General features: G+C 40.4%; 13 protein-coding genes and 1 pseudogene. 11 read left to right on the top strand and 3 right to left on the bottom strand.

The window, feature by feature from the left end; genetic code table 11:
* Positions 1 to 47: 47 nt before the first annotated feature.
* The gene (locus IGK53_RS05635) at positions 48 to 1,082 is read right to left on the bottom strand and encodes a LacI family DNA-binding transcriptional regulator (protein ID WP_002329291.1); all 1,035 of its coding nucleotides are present in this window, start codon (positions 1,080 to 1,082) and stop codon (positions 48 to 50) included.
* 114 nt (positions 1,083 to 1,196) lie between these two features.
* Here IGK53_RS05635 and IGK53_RS05640 point away from each other — a divergent pair.
* From IGK53_RS05640 to pheA, 10 genes and pseudogenes are all read left to right on the top strand, one after another.
* Positions 1,197 to 3,424 (top strand): annotated as a pseudogene (locus tag IGK53_RS05640) (alpha-galactosidase).
* A gap of 17 nt (positions 3,425 to 3,441) precedes the next feature.
* On the top strand, positions 3,442 to 5,325 hold the full coding sequence (locus IGK53_RS05645) for a glycoside hydrolase family 2 TIM barrel-domain containing protein (protein WP_002329289.1): 1,884 nt from the start codon (positions 3,442 to 3,444) through the stop codon (positions 5,323 to 5,325).
* Entirely contained in the window at positions 5,306 to 6,280 is a 975-nt protein-coding gene (locus tag IGK53_RS05650; RefSeq protein ID WP_002329288.1) for a beta-galactosidase small subunit, read from the top strand. Before IGK53_RS05645 ends, IGK53_RS05650 begins: the two co-directional genes overlap by 20 nt.
* A 658-nt stretch (positions 6,281 to 6,938) precedes the next feature.
* Positions 6,939 to 7,961 (top strand): 3-deoxy-7-phosphoheptulonate synthase, encoded by a 1,023-nt coding sequence (gene aroF, locus IGK53_RS05655; protein ID WP_002329287.1) that lies wholly within the window; start codon positions 6,939 to 6,941, stop codon positions 7,959 to 7,961.
* A 32-nt stretch (positions 7,962 to 7,993) separates the two neighbouring features.
* A complete protein-coding gene (gene aroB / locus IGK53_RS05660) occupies positions 7,994 to 9,058 on the top strand; it encodes a 3-dehydroquinate synthase (RefSeq protein WP_002329286.1) in 1,065 nt (354 codons plus the stop codon).
* A 1-nt stretch (position 9,059) separates the two neighbouring features.
* Positions 9,060 to 10,226: a chorismate synthase gene (gene aroC, locus IGK53_RS05665; protein WP_002329285.1), complete on the top strand. Its 1,167-nt coding sequence runs from the start codon at positions 9,060 to 9,062 to the stop codon at positions 10,224 to 10,226.
* Between the two features lie 16 nt (positions 10,227 to 10,242).
* Positions 10,243 to 11,334, top strand: a complete 1,092-nt coding sequence (locus IGK53_RS05670; protein WP_430605030.1) for a prephenate dehydrogenase — start codon at positions 10,243 to 10,245, stop codon at positions 11,332 to 11,334.
* A gap of 12 nt (positions 11,335 to 11,346) precedes the next feature.
* On the top strand, positions 11,347 to 12,642 hold the full coding sequence (gene aroA / locus IGK53_RS05675) for a 3-phosphoshikimate 1-carboxyvinyltransferase (RefSeq protein ID WP_002329283.1): 1,296 nt from the start codon (positions 11,347 to 11,349) through the stop codon (positions 12,640 to 12,642).
* Positions 12,635 to 13,144 (top strand): shikimate kinase, encoded by a 510-nt coding sequence (locus IGK53_RS05680; RefSeq protein ID WP_002329282.1) that lies wholly within the window; start codon positions 12,635 to 12,637, stop codon positions 13,142 to 13,144. The genes aroA and IGK53_RS05680 overlap by 8 nt, the downstream gene beginning before the upstream one ends.
* Entirely contained in the window at positions 13,141 to 13,965 is an 825-nt protein-coding gene (gene pheA, locus IGK53_RS05685; protein ID WP_002329281.1) for a prephenate dehydratase, read from the top strand. Before IGK53_RS05680 ends, pheA begins: the two co-directional genes overlap by 4 nt.
* 81 nt (positions 13,966 to 14,046) lie before the next feature.
* On the opposite strand, the gene IGK53_RS05690 is transcribed toward pheA, so the two are convergent.
* Together IGK53_RS05690 and IGK53_RS05695 are read right to left on the bottom strand one after the other, a co-directional pair.
* On the bottom strand, positions 14,047 to 15,777 hold the full coding sequence (locus IGK53_RS05690; protein ID WP_002335744.1) for a sensor histidine kinase: 1,731 nt from the start codon (positions 15,775 to 15,777) through the stop codon (positions 14,047 to 14,049).
* Entirely contained in the window at positions 15,774 to 17,282 is a 1,509-nt protein-coding gene (locus IGK53_RS05695) for a response regulator transcription factor (RefSeq protein WP_002329279.1), read from the bottom strand. The genes IGK53_RS05690 and IGK53_RS05695 overlap by 4 nt, the downstream gene beginning before the upstream one ends.
* A 273-nt stretch (positions 17,283 to 17,555) precedes the next feature.
* Between IGK53_RS05695 and IGK53_RS05700 the strand changes: the two genes are divergently transcribed.
* Positions 17,556 to 18,842: an ABC transporter substrate-binding protein gene (locus tag IGK53_RS05700; RefSeq protein WP_002335743.1), complete on the top strand. Its 1,287-nt coding sequence runs from the start codon at positions 17,556 to 17,558 to the stop codon at positions 18,840 to 18,842.
* Positions 18,843 to 18,886: the final 44 nt, after the last annotated feature.

Below are 18,886 nucleotides of genomic sequence, written 5' to 3' on the forward strand. Positions count from 1 at the left end.
TTAGTTTTGAGTATGAAGAAACGAAGCGGCTTTTCACAACCTCTCTTTTAATACCTTTTTGTTCTTGGGATAAAACTTTCCCGAACAATCAATCGTGCAGGATAAGTCAAAATGATTGGTTCGTCCCGTATTCCGTCAATTCGCTCCAATGCCATTCGAACAGCTGCTTGCCCAATTGATTTCGCATTGATTTGAACACTGGTCAAGCCAGGGGAGAGGTGTGCGATTGTCTCGATATTATCAAAGCTTGCTACAACAATCTCTTCTCCAATTTGGATATTTTTTTGTTTCAATGCGCGATAGACACCGATTGCCATTGGATCGCTCCCGACAAGAATGGCAGTAGGAAGAGGAGATTCATTTTCTAATAGATCAGTCGCAAGTACCTCACCTTGTTTTTCTGTCCAGCCACCTAGACGATAAGAAATATACTTTTCCAAGTGATGATCTGCCATAAAATGTTGATAGGCACGCATCCTTTTTTCATTTGTAGAAATCTGTTTCCCACCAAATTCATCCATATCGACTTTATATCCCCCGATATAGGCTATTCTTTTATGGCCATTTTCTAAGAACAATTCCAGTACGGTTTTAGTCATCCGTTCAAGATCTGCATAGACCATATCGACCTCTTGCTGGATGTCAGGGTTATCCACGACGACTATTTGCATGTTTTGTTTTAACAAGGCGGTAATCGATTCTTTCGTAACGGTCCCAACAACGATCACCGCACCTAACTGATCTAGATCTTCCCATTGTTTAGGATTATCAGATAGATTATAGATTCGATTCATCCCTAAATGCAGACGTCGAGCTTCTTCTTCCATCCCTACTCGCAAATGTTTGTAATAGATATCCTGTTCTTCGCTCGCCTTGCCGATCGTAGAGATCACACCAATCGAAGGCATTCTCTTTTTGATATATTTTCGAGTACTGATATCATAATCCAACGCAGCTGCTGCCTCTACTATTCGTTGCCGAGTAGCCTGAGCCACATGGATCGTCTGATCGTTATTCAACACGCGGGAAACTGTAGCAGGAGAGACATTTGCCTTTCGTGCGACATCTCTAATTCCAACCATTTTTACACACTCCTCAAAAAAAACAAAAAAATTCTATTGACAAAATTGTTTAGTAAACAGTATACAGGAATTATAAAAAAAGTAAACGGTTTCCGTTTTGGTGGGAGTGAAATGATGGATATTACGCATAGAAAAACAGAAAAAAATTTCATCTTATTTGATGAAAAGAGCCGAGTCTTCCATTTACGAAATACATTTCTTTCTTATCTGATAAAGATAGAAGAGAGCAATGTATTGGCGCATATTTATTTTGGCAAACCAGTCAAGCAGTACAAAGACAATAAAAATTATCCCCGAAGAGATCGTGGATTTTCAGGAAATATTCCCTTAAATCCTGACCGGTCTCTGTCGAAAGATACACTACCACAAGAATACTCTTCTCATGGCAGCATGGACTTTCGAACGCCCGCATCGATCATTCAGCGCAAGAATGGGTCAGACTTACTGGATCTGAGATATGACAGTCATTATATTACAGATGGGAAGCCAGACATCGAAGGCTTGCCTCAAACTTATGTGCTAGACAAGTCAGAGGCGCAAACGTTGGTGATTTCACTTAAGGATAGAGAAACAGCGATTTATTTCGATTTGTTCTATACCATATTTAGTGATAGAGCAGTGATCACACGATCTGTAAAGATAAGAAATGAAACCAGAGAAACAATCAAACTAGAAAAAGCAGCTAGTTTCCAGCTAGATTTTGCCCATACTAGGCGATTTGATGAAGTCATTGCTTTGCCAGGAGCACAGGTCAATGAAAGACAGATCTCACGGCAATCTCTTTTATCTGGAACAAAAGTATTTGAAAGCCGTCGAGGAACGAGCAGTCACCATATGAATAACTTTATTGCTTTAGTTCATCATCATACGACAGAAAATACTGGAGAAGCGATTGGACTTCAATTTTTGTTTATTCCGGCAACCATTCTTTCGAACTTGAAAAAGATCAGATCAATCAATTGAGAGTTGTCGGTGGGATCAACAGCCATCGTTTTTCGTGGGAATTGAATGCAAATCAGTCTTTTCAAACACCTGAAATGATTCTTTCTTACTCAAGTCAGGGATTGAACAAAATGAGTCAGATCCACCATGAGTTGCTACGTGAAAGAATCGCAAGAGGTCGTCATCAATTTGCTGAACGGCCGATTCTTGTCAATAACTGGGAAGCTACTTACTTTGACTTCAATAGTGAAAAAATCAAGGCGATCATTGATGAAGCAAAGGAGCTAGGCATCGAAATGTTCGTATTAGATGATGGCTGGTTTGGAAAAAGAGATGCGGACAATTCTTCATTAGGAGACTGGTTCGAGTATGAAGGCAAGTTGACAAATGGATTACGTGAAATAGCAGATTATGCTCATAGCAAAGGATTGAAATTTGGTTTATGGTTTGAACCAGAAATGATCTCCATTGATTCTGAACTGTATCGAACACATCCTGATTTTCTTATGCAGGAGCCAGGTAGAATGCCTTCTGCTTCCAGATCACAACATGTACTGGATTTTACAAGGTTAGATGTTCGGCAGACGATTGAGAAACAAATGAGAAAGATTTTAGACACGATTCCTCTTGACTACATCAAATGGGATATGAACCGTTCGCTTTCAGATGTCTATTCGATTACCCTTTACCCACAGAGACAAGGAGAAGTAGCGCATCGTTACATGCTTGGGCTTTATGAACTACTCGAACATTTGACAGCTGATTATCCGGAAATCTTATGGGAAGGCTGTTCTGGTGGAGGTGGGCGGTTTGATGCTGGTTTTATTTATTATATGCCGCAGTCCTGGACAAGTGATAACACGGATGCAGTGGAGCGTATGAAAATCCAATATGGAACAAGTCTTGCTTATCCGATTTCGTCCATCACGGCTCATGTATCAGCTGTACCAAATCATCAGACTGGCAGATCTACTTCGTTGAAAACAAGAGGAGAAACAGCTATGAGCGCTGTTTTTGGTTATGAACTGGATTTGACAAAGCTGTCTCCTGAAGAAAAAAAGCAAGTCAAAGACCAAATTATATCCTATCAAACGATTCGTCCGGTGATCCAGTACGGCCATTATTATCGTTTGGCGAGTCCTTTTGAAGAAAATATTGCCGCATGGATGTTTGTGTCTCCTAAACAAGATGAAGCTATTGTGTTTTTAGGGAGGATACTAGCTTCAGCTCAACCAGCGTTCCATGAAGTATATCTGATGGGGTTAGATGATGAGGCACTTTATCAGGAACAGACCTCGAAGCGGATATTTTCGGGGGCCGAATTGATGGCAGTCGGACTTTACTTCCCTGATTTTCAAGGTGATTTCCAAACAGAGCTGCTTCATTTCAAAAAGTTATGAGAGAGAAGGAAAAAAGTATGAAAGCAAATATAAAATGGTTAGATGATCCACAAGTTTTTAGAGTGAACCAATCGAATGCGCATAGCGATCATGTTTGCTATGCAACAAGGGAAGAAGTAGAAACCACATCCTCCCTTAAACAGTCTTTAAATGGAACATGGCGTTTTTGTTATTCACCAAATCCTTCGGTACGTCCAAAAACATTTTATAAAAATGATTTTGATGCCTGTTCTTTTGATGAAATCACTGTTCCTAGTCATATTGAATTAGCAAATTATGACAAGATCCATTACATCAATACGATGTATCCGTGGGAGGGACATGTATTTCGCCGTCCCCCTTTCACGACAAGCCCTGAGAAAGAGACGGAAGGGATATTTTCAACTGCTAAAGACAATCCGGTGGGGTCGTATTTGACGACTTTTCGATTAGAAGAAAGTCTAAAGGGAAAACAAATCTCGATTCATTTTGCTGGTGTAGAACAAGCAATGTTCCTTTGGTTGAATGGCCATTTTATCGGGTATGCCGAAGATTCGTTCACTCCGTCTGAATTTGATTTAACACCTTATTTGGAAGAAGAAAATATTCTAGCTGTGGAGGTTTACAAAAGAAGTACAGCTGCATTCTTGGAAGATCAGGACTTTTTCCGATTTTTTGGAATCTTCAGAGATGTCTACTTAGTTGCTCGAGGACAAAACCATTTAGAAGATCTTTGGATCAAACCTCGCTTAGATGACAAATGTCAAAATGGCAAACTTGAAGTAGATTTGTCTTTTGAGCAAGTAGCCAAAAACAGTCAGCTGAATGTAGCGATACTAGATCCTGAGGGGAAGGAAATCTATCAACAGCAATATCCGTTAAAAGAGCAAATGACGATTCGGATCGATGGATTTGAAAACGTGGCACTGTGGGGGCATTTTCAACCCAATTTATATAAGCTTGAATTGGAGACGATAGACGAAGAAAAAAGAGTAACGGAATATATTGACTATTCCTTCGGTTTTCGTAAAATCGAAATCAAAGATAAAATCATCTATTTCAATGGAAAACGAATGATCATCAACGGAGTAAATCGACATGAATGGCATCCGAAAAAAGGACGCGCCATCACTATAGAAGATATGGAAAAAGATTTGGCTATCATAAAAAATGCAAAGATCAACGGCGTACGGACATCTCATTACCCCAACCAGATCACTTGGTATTATTTATGCGACCAAGCAGGCATCCATGTGATGGCGGAAACGAATCTCGAATCCCATGGCTCATGGCAAAAAATGGGTGCATTTGAGCCTTCTTACAACGTGCCAGGTGCAGTACCTCAGTGGCAGGCTGCTGTTCTTGATCGGGCAAAAACGAATTTCGAAACATTAAAAAACCATCCAAGCATTCTTTTTTGGTCTCTTGGAAATGAATCCTATGCGGAAGAAAACATTCGACAAATGAACGATTACTTCAAAAAAGTAGAACCCGATCGACTCGTCCATTATGAAGGGAATTTTCCAAATCCAGCATTCGAAGATTCGATTTCAGATGTAAAAAGCTGCATGTATGCGTCACCAGAAGAGATCGTTGACTACCTTGAAAATAAAGCGGAAAAACCGTTCATCTTATGTGAATACATGCATGACATGGGGAATTCGTTAGGTGGAATGGATTCTTACATGATGTTGCTTGATCGTTATGAAATGTACCAAGGAGGCTATATATGGGATTTTAAAGATCAGGCGATCCAAGTGACTGATCCAATCACTGGTCGAGAAGTGATGCGCTATGGCGGTGACTTTGACGATAAACCAAGTGACTATGAATTCTCAGGGAATGGGATCGTTTTTGCAGATGGACAAGAAAAACCCGCCATGCAGGAGGTAAGATATTATTATGAAAAATACAGTAAATAAAAGTCATATGGAGACGGAAAAAGTTGCAATCGTCTTCGGCGACTGTACATTAGGTGTCAAATCGGGGAATACGCATTATATTTTTTCTTACACAAGAGGCGGACTGGAGTCGCTGAATAAAAACGGAAAAGAATGGCTATACCGAGAAACACTTCCAGTTTTTTGGCGGGCAACGACCGATAATGACAGAGGTAGTGGATTTGGATTTAAATCTGGTATGTGGTTAGGAGCCGGATTGTATCCAAAAGTCAAAGAAATAGAAGTACTGGTGGACGATAAAAAGATCGATTTGCCGATTGCTCCAGTAAATAATCAATATTCAAGTAATGAATACGCTAGAACGGTTGAAATCATTTTTACACTGGAAATCAACACAGTACCAAAAACACAAGTGACAATTTCCTACCAAATCGCTGGAGAGGGTAAAATACTTGTTAAGATGCATTATGTTGGACAAAAAGGGTTGCCGGAATTACCAGCATTGGGTATAAGGTTCATTATGCCAACAAAAGCAAAATTCTTTGAGTATGATGGTTTATCAGGGGAAACATATCCGGATCGGCTGGCTGGTGGTATCGAAGGTATTTATAAAGTGGAAGGACTCCCTATCCCTCCATACCTTGTTCCCCAAGAATGCGGTATGCATATGGAAACGAAATGGCTAGAACTGACAAGAAATCAAACATTGGATAATACGGACAACGATCAAGAAGACTTTTCGTTGCGGTTTGAACAGCAGGATACGCCATTTGCTTTTTCCGCTTTACCATTCAAAGCAGAAGAACTGGAACAGGCGACACATATAGAAGAACTACCGCCAGAAAGACGAACGGTTCTTACGATTTTTGCAAAAGTAAGAGGAGTCGGGGGTATCAATAGCTGGGGAGCGGATGTTGAGTCACCTTATCGCATAAGCGGCGAAGAGGACCATGAAATCAGCTTTATTATCCAGTAGCGATCTTTAGATGATTATTTGAAAAACAGAGTTTACAAGACAAAGCTGCTTTATTCTATACGTCATGAACAAGAGAGCAAAAAATTTCTCCAAGTCTTTTGTTCATGACTGTTTTCTTCAATAAAACCAATTGTTATTTTTCTGAAAAACAAAGTTAACTATCAGAAAATTAAAAAAAGTTTCACAAAAATGATTGATAGTCGATTTTTTTATGTCTATACTAGGTACAATTCTTACATCAGTTTGGAGCGATTTTTTATGAAATCTAGAAAACTTACAAAACTGAATACGTATTACTTTAGCTATTTTAGATAGGTTTGTATTCATGACTTCGTGGGTACAAACAAACCAAGTTTGTATCTATGATGGCTAAAGATTTTTAAACACGACTTACAGCCACGTAGAGAAATTCATCTATAGTGGCTATTTTATATTTTTGCAGCGCTTTTTAAGGCTCGTTGAAGATGTTCACTGTAGAGGCAATTTCCTACAGGGACATCTTTTTTTGTTGTTTATCCGGGTCATAAGTAGGAAAGAAGGAGTGAAAATGAAAACAACAGGACACGGTCGTTTAGTAGGGATTTATGTAAAACCACCTTGAAAAAGTAGAGAAAATCAGCCAAGATAGATAAGTAAACAAAAGAAAGCGGGAAAAACAATGATAGTAATTATGAAAAAAGAAGCAACGGAAGAACAAGTAAAAAAAGTCGTCGATCATATCGAAAAAGAAGGATTCAAAGTCTCGATCGATCAAGGAACAGAACGAGTAGTGATTGGACTAAAAGGAGATACGCGAAGATTACAAGAAGGAGCATTTACACGCTACGAAGGAGTAGAAAATGCTGTGCGTATTTTAAACACATACAAATTGACTTCTCGAGAATTCCATCCTGGCAATACAGTCGTGGATGTAGACGGAGTAAAAATCGGTGACGGTAGTTTCGTGACGATGGCTGGTCCTTGTTCTATCGAAGGATTAGACCAAATCAGAGAATGTGCGCGAATGGCCAAAGCCGGGGGCGCAAAAATTCTGCGAGGTGGTGCCTTCAAACCACGTACTTCTCCATATGCTTTCCAAGGTTTAGAAGAAGAAGGATTGAAATACATCCGTCAAGCGGCTGATGAATTTGGGATGAAAGTGATTACTGAAGTGATGGATGAAGGGCATATCGACATGGTGGCTGAGTACAGCGATATCCTACAGATTGGTGCACGTAATATGCAAAATTTCAAACTGTTATCTGCTGTCGGTAAAACAGGTAAACCTGTTGGATTGAAACGTGGGATTTCTGGTACGATTAATGAATGGCTTAATGCTGCAGAATACATTGCAGTCGAAGACAAATCTCCTGTCATTTTTATCGAACGTGGGATTCGGACTTACGAAACAGCTACGCGTAATACGTTTGATTTAAGTGCTGTCCCATTGATGAAAAAATTAACTCATTTCCCTGTGATCGTTGATCCAAGTCATGGTACAGGTATTTGGGATCTTGTACCACCAATGGCCCGTGCGGGTGTGGCAAGCGGAGCAGATGGCATGATCGTAGAGATCCATCCTGATCCTGCAAATGCTTGGTCAGACGGTCCCCAATCGTTGAATGAAAAGACTTACTCACGCATGATGAAAGAAGTGACGATCATGAAAGAAGCAATGGAAAAGATTCAAACACTCGATTAATATCAGCTTTTTAAAAGAAAGAAGTGAAACGAATGCTTACTGTACATGTTGATAACCAGAAATACGATATTCATATTGAAGAAGGTGCACTAGAACAGACTGGATCATGGCTTCAAACGATTTGGAAGCCTCAAAAAGTAGCTGTGATCACTGATACCAACGTTGCTCCACTGTATGCGGAAAAAATCATGTTCCAATTGAGACAAGCTGATTTTGAACCAGTCCTTTCAATCGTACCGGCGGGTGAGACCAGTAAATCTTTGGAACAAGCAGCTGAGTTATACGATTTTTTGGCAGATAATGATTTTACCCGCAGCGATGGAATACTTGCACTTGGTGGAGGAATGGTGGGTGATCTAGCCGCATTCGTGGCCTCGACGTTCATGCGTGGGATCCATTTCGTTCAACTTCCGACTACGCTACTTGCACAAGTAGATTCTAGTATCGGCGGGAAGACAGCAGTCAATACAAACAAAGCGAAGAACCTTGTCGGAACATTTAGCCAGCCAGCTGGCGTATTGATTGATCCTGAGGTTCTAAAGACTTTGCCGGTCCGTCGTTTACGAGAAGGGATCGCTGAAATCATCAAATCAGCAGCTATAGCAGATGCAATGCTTTGGCGACAGCTGAATGAGCTGAAAGACGAAAAAGATCTTCTAGAGCATGCTGTTCCAATCATCACTGCTACGTTGAAAATCAAGCGAAAAGTAGTGGAAGAAGATGTCTTTGACCAAGGAAATCGACTTATTTTAAATTTTGGTCATACAATTGGCCATGCAATTGAAAATACAGCAGGATATGGGGTAGTCAGTCACGGAGAAGGAGTAGCTATTGGAATGGTAGCCATCACTTCTCATGCAGAAAAAATCGGCTTGTCTCCAACTGGATCGACAGCTGCATTAGAAAGGATACTCCAAAAATTCCACCTGCCGATTACTTACGATCTAAGTCATTCAGAGGAATTATTCCACGCGATAACCCATGATAAGAAAGCAAGAGGAAGCCAATTGAATATCATCTTACTAGAAAAGATTGGGCAAGCAAAAATCGTACCTGTTCCCACAGAGACATTCAAAGATTACTTAGGAGGACTGTAAGATGCGTTATATGACTGCGGGAGAATCCCATGGACCAGAATTAACAGCGATTATTGAAGGACTACCAGCAGGGTTACCTCTATCAGAAGAAGAAATCAATCACGAACTCGCTCGCAGACAAACTGGTTACGGCAGAGGAGGAAGGATGAAGATCGAAAAAGACCGTGTTCGTATCACGTCTGGCATTCGTCACGGCAAAACAATTGGTTCACCTGTCACTTTAGTAGTAGAAAATAAAGATTGGAAAAATTGGACAACTGTCATGTCTGTAGCAGAAGTACCTGAAAAAGACCAATCACTGCGGCGAGTTGCACGTCCGCGTCCAGGACACGCGGATTTGGTAGGCGGTATGAAATACCATCATCGAGATCTTCGGAATGTGCTTGAACGGTCCTCTGCAAGAGAGACGACCATGCGTGTAGCAATCGGCGCAATTGCCAAGAAAATTCTGGAAGAACTTGACATCATCGTAGCCGGACACGTGATTTGTCTTGGTGGAATCCAAGCAGAAATACCTGGAAATATCTCCATTCAAGAAATCAAAGAAATTTCTGAAGCATCAGAAGTACGGGTTGTTGATTCAGCAGTCGAGCAAAGAATAAAAGAACTGATCGATCAGACAAAGAAAAATGGAGACACGATCGGAGGAATTGTAGAAGTGCTCGTTGGAGGCGTTCCAGCTGGATTAGGAAGCTATGTACAATGGGACACGAAGCTAGATGCCAAAATCGCGCAAGCTGTGGTTAGTATCAATGCCTTTAAAGGAGTAGAATTTGGCGTCGGATTCACTGCTGGATCATTACCAGGATCAGAAGTGATGGATGAGATCTTATGGGAAGAAGAACGAGGCTACTTCCGACGTACTAATAATCTAGGCGGCTTCGAAGGCGGAATGACCAATGGCGAACCACTTATTATCCGCGGGGTCATGAAACCCATCCCTACATTGTACAAGCCACTTCAAAGTGTTGATATCGATACAAAAGAACCTTACAAAGCAAGTGTAGAACGTTCGGATAGTACAGCAGTTCCTGCAGCTAGTGTCGTTGCGGAAAATGTTGTAGCCACTGTGGTAGCGACAGAGCTATTGTCAAAATTCCCAAGTGATTCGCTTGTTGAGTTGAAAGCTGCAGTGAAGGAGTACCGTGACTACTTGAAACATTACTAAAAAGGGGGCAAATAAGATGGCACAACATGTTTTTATCGTGGGGCTTGGACTGATTGGTGCTTCTATGGCACTTTGTATTCGTCAGACCAATCCAGAACTGATAGTAGTTGGTTGGGATAGTCAGCCAAAAACCCGTGAGCAAGCAGTAGAACAGCAGATCGTTGATTACGTTGCAAATGATTTTGAAACAGGTGCAGGACAAGCAGACGTTATCTTATTAGCCGTTCCCGTCCGTACAACCTTAGCTTATCTTGATGTCCTTGAAAGAATCAACTTGTCTGATCACGTCATCATTACGGATGTCAGCAGTACGAAGCAGCAAGTCGTGACATCCGCTGAGCAGAAAAATCTTCGGTTTGTTGGTGGACATCCAATGGCTGGTTCTCACAAATCAGGTATACAGGCAGCAGATGCTAAACTATTTGAAAATGCCTATTACATCTTTACACCTTTGGAAAAGACGAAAAAAAATGTTGAAAAACTGCAAGAACTATTTTGCGGAACCAAAGCAAAATATGTGACTCTTACAGCAGGAGAACATGACCGTATAACAGGAATGCTAAGTCATTTTCCACATATTCTGGCAGCTGGTTTAGTCAATCAGGCAGAACAATTCAATCAAGAATATCCGCGAGCCAAACAACTGGCAGCAGGAGGCTTTCGAGATATCACTAGGATTGCTTCCTCGGATCCTGTCATGTGGACAGATATTTTGTTGAGCAATAAGCAGATATTATTGGAACGATTGGCAGATTGGCAGCAAGAAATGACACAAATAGCAGAATGGATCATGACTGAGAACCAATCGGAAATCTTTTCTTTTTTCAATCGGGCAAAAGAAAGTCGAGACCAGTTGCCTGTCCATAAGCAAGGCGCGATCCCTGCCTTTTTTGATTTATTTATCGATGTGCCAGATGAGCCTGGCGTGATTGCAGAAGTAACTGGACTGATTGGAAAAGCGGGAGTTTCTTTGATCAATTTGAAGATCCAAGAGACGCGAGAAGATATTTTAGGGATACTGCAAATCAGTTTCAAAAATCAACAGGATTTGTTACAAGCAAAAAGAACCATTATATCTAATACCAGTTATCATTGCTGGATCAAATAGGAGGCTGGATAAATGCGATTATTACAACAAATACATGGATTAAGAGGGACTGTTAGGATACCAGCAGATAAATCGATTTCTCATCGCAGCATCATGTTTGGAGCAATTGCTGAGGGAACGACGACTATACAAAATTTTTTGCGCGCAGAAGATTGTCTGAGTACTTTACATGCCTTCCAACAATTAGGCGTCGAGATCGAAGAAGAGGAAGAGGTAATCAAGATTCATGGTCGCGGTAGCCACTCCTTTGTCCAACCAACTGCACCCATCGACATGGGAAACTCCGGTACGACGAGTCGTTTATTGATGGGTATTTTGGCTGGACAGCCTTTTACAACGACTCTGTTCGGTGATGCTTCGTTGTCTAAACGTCCAATGGGGCGAGTGATGGAGCCTTTACGCGAGATGGGTGCTGACTTGCAAGGAAATGAAAATGATCAGTATCTACCAATTAGTGTGACAGGAGTCCGCTCTTTATCACCTATCCGATACAATATGCCTGTAGCTAGTGCACAGGTCAAATCTGCTTTGCTGTTTGCGGCACTACAAGCAGAAGGTACATCCGTAATCGTTGAGAAAGAACGTTCCCGTAACCATACGGAAGAAATGATTCGTCAATTTGGTGGATGGATCACAGTGGAAGATAAAACGATCATGGTGACAGGACCGCAAAAATTAACCGGTCAGCAGATAACTGTTCCAGGTGATATTTCATCAGCTGCTTTCTTTCTAGCAGCAGGGCTTCTTGTTCCGGAAAGCCAGCTGTTGTTAAAAAATGTCGGGGTCAATCCAACAAGGACCGGTATCTTAGATGTGCTGGAGGAGATGGGCGCAGCGATTACCCAGACGAATCACAATGAACAGAACCAATCGGCTGATTTAAGTGTCAAGACGAGTCGTTTGAAGAAAGCAATGATTGGTGGAGAAATCATTCCGCGTCTGATTGATGAACTGCCCATTCTAGCTTTAGTGGCTACTCAAGCAGAAGGAATCACGATCATTAAAGACGCAGAAGAATTAAAAGTAAAAGAAACCAACAGAATTGATGCGGTGGCAGAAGAATTGCAAAAAATGGGGGCAAAGATAAAAGCAACAGCAGACGGTTTGATCATCCATGGACCAACACCTCTGCATGGCGCAAAAGTTTCCAGCAGAGGCGATCATCGAATCGGGATGATGCTGCAAGTAGCTGCTCTGATAGCTGATGGACCTTGCGAACTAGAAGGAGCCGAAGCCGTTTCAATCTCTTATCCGGCATTTTTCGACGATTTAGCAGAACTTGTGTCAGGAGGAGAAGCTCATGGCTAGCATTTTGCTGATTGGTTTCATGGGCGCTGGAAAAACAACGATCGGTAAAGGGTTAGCTCAACGTTTACAAAAAGAGTATGTAGATTTAGATACAAAGATTGAGGAACATATCCAATTATCGATTGCCGAATATTTTCACTATTACGGTGAAAACAGCTTTCGAAAAGTGGAGTCAAAGGTTTTAAGAAAGCTGTCAAATGAAGATAAAATTATCGCGACTGGTGGAGGAATCGTCCAATGTGCTGCCAATCGGCAATTTTTACAAACGCAGCCAATTGTTCTTTACTTAGAGGCAGAAGCAGACTGTCTAATCGATCGTATCCAACAAGATAAAACGTCTATTCGACCGTTAGCTCTTGGAAAAACAAGAGAAGAAATAAAAGCCTTATTGGCACAACGACTTTCCTGGTATGAAGAGAGCGCGACACATCGAATCAACACGACCAATCAAACACCAGAAAAGATCATCGATACCATTATAGAGAGGATCAAAAGCATATGAATGTCAGCTATCTAGGGCCAGAAAGTTCGTTCACTTATCAGGCGGCTTGCCAGCTATTTCCTACAGAACAATTGACTGCGTATGCTTCGATCCCTGCTTGTTTGCGCGCGTTGTTTCGCAAACAGGTCGATCTGGCTGTCGTTCCTGTAGAGAATTCATTGGAAGGATCTGTTCATCACACAATCGATCTTCTTTCCAAACATCCAGAAGTCGAAGTTAAAAGTGAAATCGTTCTTCCTATCAAGCAGCAGCTTTTAGGCAATGCAGCAACAAAGATTACAAAAATCCTTTCTCATCCCCAAGCACTAGCACAATCACAACAGTTTTTAGAAACGCATTATCCTAATGTGCCTTTAGTAGCAACAGAATCAACAACTGCTGCAGCAATGTATGTAGCAGAACATCCGAAAGAAGACGCAGCAGCGATTGCTTCATTAGAAACAGCACAGCATGTTGGATTGGAGATCTTAGCTGAAAATATCCAAGATAATGAGTTGAACCAGACACGTTTTTGGATCGTCGGTGACCGAAAGATGACCAGCCAACAGTCAGCTCCAGTAAAAATGAGTGTCATCTTGACCCTACCTGCTAATCGGCCAGGGATGCTTCATAAAATGCTGGCAGCTTTTGGCTGGCGGGAGATCAACTTAAGTAAGATTGAATCCCGACCATTGAAAACTAGCTTGGGAGAATATTTTTTTGTAATCGATTTGTTATTGGATCGCCCAATGGCATTAGTAGAGAATGCGCTCCAAGAAATCAAGATGCTCGGAGGAAAAAGTCAAATATTAGGCTGTTATCCAGTATTGACAGTAGAATAGACGCGTAGATGAAAGTCAAGAATACTGATTGATTGATTTAACTTAAAAATAAAAAAATCAGCGCTTGGCTATTCTTTATTTTTAATATTCTGATTGGTTTTTAAGAAGAAGCGGGAGACAAATCGTTACAGTCGTTCCTGTCCCAATCACTGATTGGATCGTTAAGCCATATGCATCTCCATACATTAGGCGTATCCGCTCATCTACATGGCTGATGCCGATTCCTGAAAAATGATCATTTTTTTGTTTGGTATTTTCAGTATCGAAGCCATCGCCGTTATCAATCACTTCGAATAAAAGAAGCTGATTTTTTGTTTTGCCGTACACCGTGATGAATCCTTGCGTTTTATTGTGAAAAGCATGAAGATAGGCGTTTTCGATAATTGGTTGAAGGATCATATTCGGCATAGATAATGTCTGCAGTTCATCAGGAATCATTATTTTAGCCGAGATTCTTTCGCCATATCGCATACTCAAAAGATCGATGTAACTTTGTACGCTTTTGATTTCTTCCTTGACTGGAATCACTTCTTCTTTTTTCCCAATCGTACTTCTTAGTAAAGTAATGAAACTGTCGATTCCTTGAACCGCTTCATCTGTTTTTTGCTGCCAAATCAAAAATTTCAAGCTAGTCAGCGTATTATAAATAAAATGGGGCTGTATCTGTGCTTGCATAGTCTGGATTTCAAGCGAACGTTTCTTCTTTTCGTCTTGGATCGTCTGTTCATAATGATGCTGCGCATTACTTAGCAATTGATTGATCGTATTCCCTAGCAATTGGACTTCATGGCTTCCTTGCACAGGAACAGTAGCTTTTAAGCCATCTTCCTCTAGCCATTTTAGCGAATCAATCAAGCGGTAGATCGATTTTGTGTGTCGATCCAAATACATAAATACCAATGAGCCAGCAAAAGCAAGTGTCACGATATTATACAAAATAATGGGGAAAATCACGCCCATTTGGTTAGACAAAGAATGAAGATCGACTTGACTGAGTAATGTACAATCCTGGCGGTACAGAGGAAGACGGGTCAACTGCTGTCCATTTGAAATCGTTGTTTCACCTACTGTTAGTTTTTTGAAAATCATTGATCGGCTTCCAATTGTATTTTCTTCATTTGATGCGATGATCGTCTGTTCTTCGTTCATGAAGGAGATCTTCGATATCTCGGGATTTACTACAGATTGAAAAAGATTCGCTAGTTGCTGGGATGAGATCGATAAAACAGCATATCCGTAAACGTGATTCAATGTGTTTTTCAGTTTTTTGACAAAGAAGACGCTGGGCGCTTTCTTATCGCGAAGAGTCAATCCGTATTGTGCAAAAAGCATTTGTGAATCAGCAGCACGTTCATTCACTCTCTGGGCAATCGCAGATTGAAAAAAAGAATCGGCAGATACGGCAGTGAGCATATCGTTTCCGACAAAAGTTCTTCTATTTTCTCCAAAGATCAACACATCGTAATCGATCATTGGATAGACTTTTGAAAGAGAGTCATTCATTTTTTGGATCGTTCTTAGCTGCTGAAGCTGTTCCATATGTTGGACTGGACCATTGGAAAAATAGCTTTCGACAGCTGGGTTGGAATCAAAAGCGGCTAATGTATTCTCGATTGCATCATTCAAGCTTTCAAATTCAGATTGGATCTTTTTTAGTACCACATCATTCGATTGATTGAACAGCTGGATATAGGCATCCCTTGATCGATGATAAATAAACAAAGAGATGACGATGGCTTGCAGAAAAAGACCGACGAACAAAATGAACAGAAGTTTGGTAAAGAGTTCATGCTCTTTGATTTTTTTTCTCATTTTACAAAAGTTCCTTTACGGTATTGAGAAGGTGTCATTCCTGTCTCTTCTTTAAAAACTCTGGAGAAATAACCCAGTTCGGTATAGCCGACTTTCTCACAGATTTCCGTCAAAGTAAGCCGTGTTTCCGTTAAAAAGAGCTTGGCTTTACTAATACGGACTTTTTTTAGATATTTTGAAAAGTTGATACCAAATTTTTCAGTAAAGATAGCTGAGAGATAGCTATATGAAAAATGATATTTTTCGGATAGAAGTTGTAAATTGATTTCTTTCTCATAATTTTCCTGGACGAACTCGTAGATCAAAGTCAAGATATCGAAATTATTTTTTATTGCATTTGCAGAAAAGTGGGTGAGTTTCTCAAGTGTTTCTTTGACAAGAAAAGAAAAATCTTCCAAGTACTCAGCATCGGCTAATAAAGAAGGAAGGGCGATCTTGAGCAAAGAAAGTTCTTCATTACCAACATATTCGTCAGCTAAAGCGTTGAGTAATGCATAGAAACGATTGATTGCCTCATGTTTCAAATAAGCTGGATCAATAGGCTGTTCCAATATTGTCGTGAAGAAACCCTCAAGTTCTTTGACAGCTAAAGCGTAGTCTTTATGAACGATTTTTGTTAAATAGCTACTTGCTTGCTGCTCGTGGTTGGTTGATAACGGAAGAAGTTCATGCTGATAAGCAAGGTTCTTTCCCTTATGATAGAAACGTTGTCCTTTGGTGCAATTTCTGATTTCTTGGAATATTTCATTGATATCTTGGATTGGAAAAGAGTCAGAAACAACAAAAAAATCACCTGGAAAAACTTCTTGACGAAACTTTTGAACAAACTTCCTAAGCGTATCTTTGGAATCAGTATTGATCACATAGCCGGATTCTTCCGAAAAGGTAGAAAAGGGATAAATAGTAAACGAATCGTCGCTATCCATCAACGAATGGATGATCGACTGTTTTTGTTTAGAGCCTTGTTTTGAACTGAATGGCCGTTTTTCGGTATATAACAGAAAAAACAAGGTGTGTTCAAAAAGAAGAGGGTCAAGCAATGGACGAGTTTGTCCAGCAATCTGCTGTGAAAGATTCTCGCAGATCTGCTCATAACGATCGGTGATTGGGCTTTTGTTGGGCTCTTTTTTGATTTTTTGTGAAACGGCAGTTAAGGAATTTAGAAAAAAATCAGGACTCAATCGAGGTTTTAAAAGATAATCAGCGACGCCTTCTTTAAAAGAATCTTTAACCATATCAAATTCATCATAGCTAGAGAGGATAAGGATCTGTGTTTCAGGTTGTTGCTGTTTTAATAGCCGCGATAATTCGATCCCATTTAGTTCAGGCATCATTACATCTGTGACCACAATATCGATTGCATGTGCCAAAGAAAAGTCAAGCGCTTTCAATGGACTGGAAAAAGTTCCTATTAATTGAAACCCGTGCTCAGACCAATTGATCAATTGTTTCATTCCATCTAAAATCGTCTGTTCATCATCGATAAGAATTACGCGTATTGGCATTTTTTTACCCGCCTTAAGAATAGTCTTGTAATTTAAAAATACTTATTTCTAGGAGAAAATGCAAGGATATTTTTATTTTAAAGAAACCTCCACCCATTCGATCTTTGGTCTAGATGCTAAGATTATTCCTTTTGTCATAGTTGATTTGTATTTTTTTATTATTTTAGGAGAAATTTTTGAAGTATCTGGATAATAAAGAAACCGTTTTCAGATTTTGGTATGATGAATGTAGCAAACATAAACAACTAATGGATGGAAAAGGAGCGGATAAAAATGAACATCAGAAAGTTAATTGCTGGAGTCGTTTGTTTAGCGGCAGCATCAGGTTTCTTAACAGGATGCGGAAGTGCTAGTAGCACAGCAGACAACGAAGAAAAAGTCACTGTCTGGGCGTGGGATGAGACATTCAATATCAAAGCAGTGAATGAAGCAAAAAAAATTTATGAGAACGAAGAAACAGAGATAGAAGTTGTTACGATGTCTCAGGATGATATCGTTCAGAAACTGAACACCGCTTTAGCAAGCGGGAATACAGAAGGATTGCCCAATATCGTCTTGATTGAAGATTATAGGATACAAGGCTATTTGACTTCTTATCCAGATGCATTCGCTGATTTGTCTGCTATTGTAAAGGAAGATCATTTTGCACCATATAAATTTGCAGTAAACAAAGTAGGAGAAAAAATATACGGTGTTCCTTTCGATTCGGGCGTAACAGCAAACTTCTATCGTACGGATCTGATGGCTGAAGCAGGCTATACTGAAGAGGATATGGAGAATCTGAGGTGGGACGAGTATATTCAAGTGGCGCGAGATGTCAAAGAAAAGACGGGAAAGAAAATCGCTGAAGTCAATCCTTCTGATCTTGGTCGAGTAAGAATGATAATGCAACAGGCGGGAGAATGGTATACGTCCAAAGATGGGGAGACGGTCACGATCCAAGACAATGTATCTTTAAAGTATGGTCTTGAATTATTTGCCACTCTTTTGAAAGAAGACCTAGTCGAACAAACTTCTGACTGGAATGCTGGAGTAACTGCGATACAATCAGGAGCAGTAGCTTCTAGCCCAACTGGCGCTTGGTATTCTTCAACGATCCAAGGAGCAGAAGATCAATCTGGAAAATGGAAGATTGCGCCAATACCTGCACTACCAGAAAATTTACAAAAAGCGCAAGCTTCTAACCTTGGCGGAGCTGGTTGGTATGTGCTCAAAGGAGTAGCTGGAGAAGAATCAGCGAAAGATTTCCTCGAAGCAACGTTTGCATCGAATGAAGAACTGATGGGCACTCTTGCGAAAGAAATCGGACTGGTGTCTACGATGCTTAGTGCAAATGAACAAGAAGCTTATCAAGAAGCTTCAGAATTTTACAGTGGCCAAAAGGTCTTTGATGATTTTTCCAAATGGACATCAGAAATTCCAGAAGTGAATTACGGACATGAGACCTATGCAATTGAAGCAGTCGTAGCCGAAGCTCTTCATCGAATCATCAATGGAGAAGAGACAGACAAGGTACTAGCAGATACACAAAAACAAGTAGAAGCACAGTTGGCTAATTGATTGGTGATGAAAAAGCAAATTTCTTTGTTTTTTTATCAGACAAC

It is taken from the genome of Enterococcus sp. DIV1224, assembly GCF_050555455.1.
Taxonomy (GTDB): domain Bacteria; phylum Bacillota; class Bacilli; order Lactobacillales; family Enterococcaceae; genus Enterococcus_B; species Enterococcus_B lactis.